Origin of the sequence: Acinetobacter sp. YH12108 (assembly GCF_013419055.1) — a bacterium.
In the GTDB taxonomy this organism is placed as follows: Bacteria; Pseudomonadota; Gammaproteobacteria; order Pseudomonadales; family Moraxellaceae; genus Acinetobacter.
The window spans coordinates 26,262-34,459 of sequence record NZ_VPAW01000030.1; the positions used below are offsets into that span (position 1 = coordinate 26,262).

At 42.7% G+C, this 8,198-nt stretch carries 5 protein-coding genes and 2 pseudogenes; 5 read left to right on the forward strand and 2 right to left on the reverse strand.

From position 1 onward, the window contains the following. Positions 1 to 12 precede the first annotated feature (12 nt). Positions 13 to 981 carry an IS30 family transposase gene (locus tag FTU46_RS14835; protein ID WP_257218617.1) on the reverse strand — a complete coding sequence of 323 codons (969 nt, stop codon included), beginning with the start codon at positions 979 to 981 and terminating at the stop codon, positions 13 to 15. A 184-nt stretch (positions 982 to 1,165) separates the two neighbouring features. On the opposite strand from FTU46_RS14835, the pseudogene FTU46_RS16785 reads away from it, so the two are divergent. Next, positions 1,166 to 1,253: pseudogene (locus FTU46_RS16785) on the forward strand (IS982 family transposase); the annotation flags it as partial. A 21-nt stretch (positions 1,254 to 1,274) separates the two neighbouring features. Here the strand turns inward: FTU46_RS16785 and FTU46_RS14840 are convergent. After that, positions 1,275 to 3,439: pseudogene (locus tag FTU46_RS14840) on the reverse strand (type VI secretion system Vgr family protein); the annotation flags it as partial. A 273-nt stretch (positions 3,440 to 3,712) separates the two neighbouring features. Between FTU46_RS14840 and FTU46_RS14845 the strand changes: the two are divergent. The 4 genes from FTU46_RS14845 to FTU46_RS14860 form a co-directional block, all read left to right on the forward strand. Continuing rightward, positions 3,713 to 4,867 (forward strand): methionine aminotransferase, encoded by a 1,155-nt coding sequence (locus FTU46_RS14845; RefSeq protein ID WP_180105243.1) that lies wholly within the window; start codon positions 3,713 to 3,715, stop codon positions 4,865 to 4,867. A gap of 103 nt (positions 4,868 to 4,970) precedes the next feature. Then, complete coding sequence (locus FTU46_RS14850) at positions 4,971 to 6,335, forward strand: MATE family efflux transporter (protein ID WP_180011608.1); 1,365 nt, start codon at positions 4,971 to 4,973, stop codon at positions 6,333 to 6,335. A gap of 162 nt (positions 6,336 to 6,497) precedes the next feature. Beyond that, entirely contained in the window at positions 6,498 to 7,865 is a 1,368-nt protein-coding gene (locus FTU46_RS14855) for an LLM class flavin-dependent oxidoreductase (protein WP_180105244.1), read from the forward strand. A 128-nt stretch (positions 7,866 to 7,993) separates the two neighbouring features. Next, positions 7,994 to 8,198 (forward strand): DUF4372 domain-containing protein (locus tag FTU46_RS14860; RefSeq protein ID WP_180010975.1); only part of this gene is annotated, 205 nt, incomplete at its 3' end.

The following is an 8,198-nucleotide window of genomic DNA, read 5'->3' on the forward strand; positions in this document are numbered from 1 at the left end:
AAAATGGCGAATTCAAACATGAGGTGCGACAGTTTCAAAAGCCTTATGATAATCAACAAGCTGAGCAAATTTCTCTAATGGTGTAAGCCAATCTAACGCTTTTCTAGGACGAGTATTCAGTGACATGGCGACTTGATTTAAATAATGCTGATCTGCCTGATTTAAATCAATCCCTTTAGGTAAATATTGCCTAATTAAACCATTCATATTTTCGCATGTACCTTTCTGCCATGGCGAATGTGGGTCACAGAAATATACATCTATGCCTAAATCTTCTTCGAGGATTTTATGTTCTGACATCTCACGTCCACGGTCATAGGTCAACGTTTTACGTAGTTCTGCAGGTAAATATTTCAGAGCTTCAGTTAAAGCCTTGCGCACTGATTCTGCCTTTGCATCAGGTAATGTTGCCAAGATACAGAGCCGTGTATTTCGTTCAATAAGTGTTGCTATCGAACTTTTATTGTCTTTACCTTTAATTAAATCGGCCTCCCAATGACCCGGTATTTTTCTTTCTTGAACTTCAGCTGGGCGCTCATGAATAGTTTTAATATCCTGTAATATAGAATCTTTTTTAGGTTCACCGTTAGCTTTTCGCTTTTTATTTTCATGACGCAGACAGGATAATAAGTCTTTTTTCAACTCACCCTTTGGTAATGCTCGTATAGTTGAGTAAATCGTTGTATGGCTTACATTCATTGTTTGATCCAAATCAGAAAATGTCTTTAAACGCTTCGATATTTGCTGAGGAGACCATAAACAACGGATCGCTTCAACAATAAATCTCCAGAGGATTGAGTCGATTTTGAGTTTTCTGTGACCACGTCTACGTCTAGCGAAGGTGTTATCAGAAGCATATCGAGCTTGATAAACGTCATTGATGCTATTTCTTTTAAGTTCACGATAGATCGTACTAGGATGTCTTTTAATAAGTTCAGCAAATTTTCTGGGTGAAAAGCCTTCTTTTCTTGACTCAAGCATTAATGCAGTACGATCTTCAAAGTTAAGATGATGGTATGACAATTTTATATACTCCATAAACCCTTTAAATTAATTAGGTGGTTTATGTCGCACTTCAAGTTTTACTCTGCCAATTTGACTTGAAAAATAAGAGGACTAGAGCCATCAGTTGAGTTACCACATAAAACTTAAAACTCTAGTCCCGATGTTTAATAGTACCGAATTATTTTGCGTAATTGATGATTTCTTTCTTAAATTTGAAGCAACCTACTGGAATTTCCTTAAACAAAGTCGTCGTTTCTCCAGAGTCCGAACTGATCAGCTGAAAGATACAGATCTTCATTAGTTGAGAGTGCAATTGAATTCGGTGCACACAGCAGCATTAAAGCCTGTTTAAAGGTTTCAGCCTTGCTTTGATCTTGCTGTTCAATCTGATCCAGAAATTTTTTCAGATGATCTAACCCTTCTAAGGGGTCTGTTTGCTGATTTTTGGCAATCTCACTTAAGGCTTTACTATGATTCAAACTAGATTCAAGCTGGCTTTTCGCAGGACTGGCATTTAAGTGATTGGCATTGGCATTTTCTTGTTTATAGGTAGAGAGAAGCAAGCCAGCTCCCGCTCTAAGTGCTCCCCATTGATCTGTTCTTAACTCAAAGCCCTCACCACGCCCGTCGCTAGCCTCATCTTCTTTTGGATGACTTAGATTTCCTAAATTTAGCTGACTGGCCCCATGACTACTTTGCAGCTGTGCACTAATCTGTCCAGTTGTATCATCGAAGCGAAGCTGGTTAAAACCTTCACCCTCCACCTCTTGAGAACGGATACCACTTAGTTTTTTAGTGAATGGCAACTGCCCCTTCTTATCAAACATAGTTTGATAACGTTCAGCTTCATGAATACGTCCAACAATAAAGGGACGATCAATATCCCCTTCGAAGAAATCAATCACTACGATTTCCCCGATACGTGGATGGAATCGGGCGCCATAACCTTCACCTGCCCATGGCGTTAGCACATCTACCCAGGCCGAATCAGTGTCATTATCATTGGCGCCAGCACCACCATCATGCTGATGATCTTCACTACGGGTAAATAAAAAACGAACCTTCACGCGTCCCCATTCATCGACATAAATAGTCTCACCTTCAGGCCCTACCACTTTCGCCCGTTGTGGATAGGCCACGGGCCGATGTTGTAGTGGATGATATTCAGGTATCACCAGAATATCTCGACGAATTAAATACAGCTCATTGCCTTGTCTCTCGTCATCCAGAACTTTCCAGCGACTGGACAGCATGAGCTGATCCACCTGTAGCAAAATGTCTTTTGGTAAATTATTCTGGTTATAGAAGTGTTTGCCCAAAATTAAAAATTCACGCTCATTGCACGGATGTTGATCAATTTCGGGATGATCATGCAGTTCAAACCAGTAACCCACTTGGGCATCACGAACACTACTGCTGGCCTTAAAATATTTGGACTGCATGGCATGATAGTGACTAAGTTGCTGACTAAGTTGATCCAGTTGAGCTGGACTGGATGATGTAGCCTGATCTTCTCTATTTAGGTCACTGGTCCAAGCTGGGCTGATGTTCCAGACATCTTCCAGATTTAAACTAGTATGATCCTGAACACTACTCTGCTGAATATTCACCAATCGCTGGTTTTGCTCCTGCTCCAGATCTATAGCTTGCCAGCGTTGTAATCCAACATTGTTTGGCACTAATTGGCGCTCAGCAATTAGGCTGGTGATAGTATCGAATTGCTCAGTTGCATGACTGCGATGGAAGCGGATGGAACGGCGCTTTAAGGCTTGAAAATATTGCTGCTCATCAACAAGACGCAGGACTTGTGGCTGAATGGTTCGAGCTGATATTGAAATGATTAATTCCTTTTCATCAATCAGCCAGTTAATACCCTCACTACGCCATAGGCGGGTCAGAAAGTCATAATCACTTTCATTGGACTGTATGACCAATGGCCGTACATCATATTCACGATTTAGTCCGGAAAGATCCAAACTTAAACTTTGCGCAAATAAGCCACTTCGCTTTTGCCATTCAGCAAACAAAATTTCACTGATTTCTTTGACACTTTTATTCAAAAACACACGACTATTACGGCGTTTATGCCAAAGTGAAGTCGCATCTTCGAGAGTCAGCTGATAGACACTTAAAGCACCATCGCTATGCCCCTGTTTAGCTGCGGTAATGATACCTGTAGTCCGGAAAAGCTCACCTTGATAGTGACCTGATCAACAGCAACCTGACAGCCAATAAACTGTTTTAAAGCAATATAGGGATGAGTGGATAGACAAAGTAATTCAGCATGTAGCCCCTCATTGATCCAGTGCCTGCCTTCAATACGCTGAATCAGAACCTGAGAATTTAAAATTTCATTGGAAAATCGGAGATGAAGTGCACGCTTCTGTGAGCTTAGACCCAAGCCTTCAAGCACCGTATAAATACTCTGTAGCATTTTATAATTATTATTTGAGGTTATTTTTATCGCACTGATTTTAGGGAATAAGCTTAGAACAATCCATCTTGGTATTTATTTCACATGAATTAACCACGAATAGCCTTAACCTGACCTTATATTCTCTATGCTTATGAAATAGAAGATGTATTCTGTTTCAACCTTTTCGATTTTTCTGATTATTTGCTGATTCACTTACTGCTACACTGAAAGCCGAATACTTTATATCTCCTACATCATCCTCGATTACAGGATAAGCCAGAGGCCAAGGACATGCTTGAGTTACATTCTAAACTTCCCAATCTGGGCGTTACTATTTTTAGTACTATGTCGGCCTTGGCACAAAAACTCGGAGCAATTAACCTGTCACAAGGTTTTCCAGATTTTCCTGCTCCACCGCAATTGATTGAAGCCCTCAGTCGGGCGGCTGAAAATGGTTTTAATCAATATGCACCGGGTGATGGTTTACCAGTATTACGTGGGCTGGTCGCTGACCTTTATCAGCATCGTGACCAGCTCATTCTAGACCCGGTAGATGAAATCACCATTACTCCTGGCGCAACGATTGCAATCTTCTGTGCAATTCAGGCAACGGTACGAACAGGTGAAGAAGTCATTATTTTTGATCCCAGTTATGACAGCTATGCGCCAAGCGTGAAGCTGGTCGGTGCCAAACCGGTACATATCGCTCTAGAATATCCTGGTTTTTCTGTGGACTGGAATCAGGTCAAAGATGCAATCAATGACCGTACCCGCATGATTGTAGTGAATACACCGCATAATCCCACCGGAACGGTATGGACAGAGCAAGACTGGCAACAGCTGATTGAACTGATTCGTGATCGCAATATTGTAGTTCTGTCTGATGAAGTTTATGAACATCTGGTATTTGATGAAGTTCGTCATCATTCTGCAGCATCATTTCCGGAACTCCGTGAACGCAGTTTTGTGATTGGTTCTTTTGGTAAAACCTTTCATGTGACCGGCTGGAAAACTGGTTTCTGTGTTGCACCGCCAGCCTTAATGCAGATGTTCAGACAGATTTACCAGTTTGTCAGCTTCTGTGGTGTAACGCCAATTCAGGTGGCTTTGACTGAATATATGCAGCTACATTCTGAACATATCCATGAGCTGTCCGGTTTTTATCAGACCAAACGGGACCTGTTTAATCATGCACTTACAGATTCCCGTTTTCACTGGACGCCGTCTCAAGGTACCTATTTCCAGAATCTGGATTACAGTGAAATTCGTCCTGATCTGGATGCACTGTCGATGTGTCACTATCTGGCTGAACAGCATGGCATTGTAGCGATTCCGGTATCAGCGTTTTATCAGAAGCCGCCTAAAGATTTACACTTATTACGCTTCTGCTTCGCCAAAAAAGATGAAACCTTAATAGAAGCGGCACAGATTCTTTCCAAAGTTTAAAAAAATAGACTTATTGGTTACTGAAAAGCTAAGGCGTTCTTGATGCGGATCAAGGATAATTTAGTCCTGATAAATATATGAAAAATCAAGAACAGGATGTCATATGGCACAGCAAGCATTGGTTCACCAGCAGAATTTATGGAAAACATTTTTTATTTTCCTGTTACCGCTGGTCGTTACCAACATCCTGCAAAGCCTGTCCGGTACGATTAATACTTTTTTTGTCGGGCAAATGCTCGGCGTGCAAGCAATTGCCGCTGTGGCAGTATTTTTCCCGATTCTGTTCTGTCTGATGGCTTTTGTGATTGGTCTCTCTGCAGGTTCTACGGTTCTGGTAGGACAAGCTTGGGGTGCCAGAAACCTGGAAAAAGTGCGCTGTGTAGTTGGCTCTACCCTGTTTATGACACTGATTGGTGGCAGCCTGATTGCCCTATTGGGTGTATTTTTTGCTGAAAATATCCTGCAACTCTTGGGTACAGATCCGGATGTGATGCACCTGTCTTTGCCTTATGTGCAATGGATGCTGGCCGGTAGTCCTCTGATTTTTATTTATATTATTTATACTTCAATTTTACGCGGGGTTGGAGACAGTACTACGCCACTGTTTGCCTCTGCCCTAACGATTGGTGTGGGCTTGGTAGTGACACCGGTCCTGATCGCGGGTTATTTTGGTTTTCCTAAGATGGGGGTCATCTCTCCAGCAATTGCAACCATTCTGGGCAACTTGGCTGTTCTGTTATTTCTCATTCTCTATTTAAATTATAAGCGTCATCCTCTAAGACCAGACTGGGCGTTGATCAAAGATATCCGTCATCAGCCCCAGCTCAGCAAGATTATCCTGCGCTTAGGTATTCCAACCGGGGTTCAAATGGTCACAACTTCAGTCGCTGGTCTGGTCATTGTAGGTCTGGTCAACCGTTATGGTGCAGAAGCGACGGCGGCCTATGGTGCCGTGAATCAGGTGCTGAATTATATTCAGTTCCCTGCCCTTTCTATTGCCATTGCGGCTTCCGTCTTTGGGGCACAGGCCATTGGTGCTGGTAAAAATGATTTGCTCAATAAAGTGACCCGAACTGCCTTAAGTATGAATATCTTGTTCACAGGTAGTCTGGTGATTCTGGCTTATCTGTTTTCTAAATATCTGATGGCACTATTTATCACTGATCCGCAGGTCGTGGTATTGGGTCAGCAACTTCTCTTCATTGTCCTATGGTCGATTTTGTTCTTTGGTGCTAGTGCAATTTTTGCTTCGATCATGCGGGCCAGTGGCACAGTAACAATCCCTATGTTGATCAATATCATTGCCATTATTGGAATTGAAGTACCGGCTGCCTATATGTTCAGCCGCTGGTGGGGTTTACAAGGGATCTGGTATGGCTATGCCCTTGCCTTTGTCTGTCTTTGTATTATGCAAGGCTTGTATTACCAGTTTATCTGGAAGAAAAAGACCATCGAGGCACTGGTTTAATCTTCCGGCCTGAACTCCTGGATAAACCTTAGTAAACCACCTCTAAAGAGCGTATTTCCTGCTTAATCCATATTTTTTATATGGATTCATTTTTATTATATTTTTCAGCCATGAAGATCCTTGTTATAAGCAGTGTATTGCATAAAAACACAAGGTCTTCTCATGGCTAAACGACAAATTAAACTGGGTGCTTTTATTCCGACGACTTCGCAACATGCGGCAGGTTGGCGCCATCCTGAATCTCGTCCTCAGGATCATTTAAGCATTGATTATGCGATTGAATTAGCAAAAACTGCTGAACGCGGCCTGTTTGATGCCTATTTCCTTGCAGATGGTCTGGCAGTCAACTGGAGTCATGGCGCTTCCAAACATAATAAGAAGGTCGGTTATAGCGATAAAGTTGTGGGCTTTGAACCCGTCACCTTATTCGCAGCGATTTCAGCCGTCACCCAAAATATTGGTTTTATTGCCACTGCTTCTACCACCTATGAAGAACCGTATCTGTTGGCACGAAAATATGCCTCTTTAGACCATATCAGTAAGGGTCGTACCGCATGGAATGTCGTGACCACTATTTCTGCTGAAACCGCGCGGAACTTTGGCTTTAGTGCACATCCGGATGCCAAAGTCCGTTATGAACGCGCGGATGAATTTATTGAAGTTGTACAGAAGCTCTGGGACTCCTGGGAAGATGATGCATTCCTCTATGACAAAGAAAACGGTCATTTCTTTGAGGCATCTAAACAGCACGAACCACTGCATAGCGGCAAATATTTTAATGTCCAGGGTGCACTGAATGTCCCTCGTCCGCCACAGGGCTATCCAGTGATTGTTCAGGCAGGTCAGTCTGAAGATGGACGTGAGCTGGCCGCCAAATATGCCGAAGTGATTTTTACCGCCCAGCAAAGCCTGTCTGATGCACAAGCCTTCTACCGTGATGTTAAAGGCCGTCTGGCTAAATACGGTCGTCATCCGGATGATTTAAAAGTAATGCCGGGGGTCTCTGTCTTTGTAGCTAAAACTGAACAGGAAGCCAAAGAAAAATATGAATTACTGAATCGTCTGATTCATCCAGATGTCGGTTTGGGCTTACTGTCTGGTCTGGCAGGGGATATTAATCTTTCAAACTATGATTTGGATGCCCCATTTCCTCTCGAAGATATTGAGATCAAGTCTAGCCGTCAGCAAATGATGTTTGAAATTGCAGCGAAGCATCACTTCAGCATTCGCCAGCTATATGAATATATTGCCTCTGCTCGCGGTCACTGGACGCTGATCGGAACACCTGCACAGGTAGTCGACCAACTACAGGAATGGTTCGAAAATGAAGCAGCTGATGGTTTCAATGTCTTGCCACCAACTACGCCTGCCGGTCTGAATGACTTTGTCGATTTCATCGTACCCGAGCTACAACGCCGTGGCCTGTTCCGGACCGAATATGAAAGCACAACTCTGCGTGAAAACTTAGGACTGAAACGGCCAGAAAATCAGTATGTGATTACGCAACAAAATACTGCAGTTGCCTCTTAAACCATCCATTATAAAAAATGCCCGATAGGGCCACTGCTGTCCCATAGTTTGCTTTAAATAAAAAAACCTGAGTCCTAACAGTTAAAATATGAGTGCAAACAAACACTTTAACGACCAGGATTCAGGTTTTGTCACATCAGAATACCGTATTTCATGAGCTAATTAAACCTGTTGTGCGACAGGATTTTGAACAACTTGCTAAAGTACACCATGTTGGACAGAAATTTAGAGCGGCTTCCCGGTGGGATCAGTTTATTGCCATATTGATGTCTCAATTCTCTTGTAGGCAAAGTCTGAGAGATATTCAATCCAATTTGGAGTGCCAACAGGAAA

Excerpts from the sequence above, each read along its gene's own strand:
- FTU46_RS14850 (WP_180011608.1), top strand. The coding sequence starts at position 4,971 with ATGGCACAGCAAGCATTGGTTCACCAGCAGAATTTATGGAAAACATTT.
- FTU46_RS14855 (WP_180105244.1), top strand. The coding sequence starts at position 6,498 with ATGGCTAAACGACAAATTAAACTGGGTGCTTTTATTCCGACGACTTCG.
- FTU46_RS14835 (WP_257218617.1), bottom strand. The coding sequence starts at position 981 with ATGCTTGAGTCAAGAAAAGAAGGCTTTTCACCCAGAAAATTTGCTGAA.
- FTU46_RS14845 (WP_180105243.1), top strand. The coding sequence starts at position 3,713 with ATGCTTGAGTTACATTCTAAACTTCCCAATCTGGGCGTTACTATTTTT.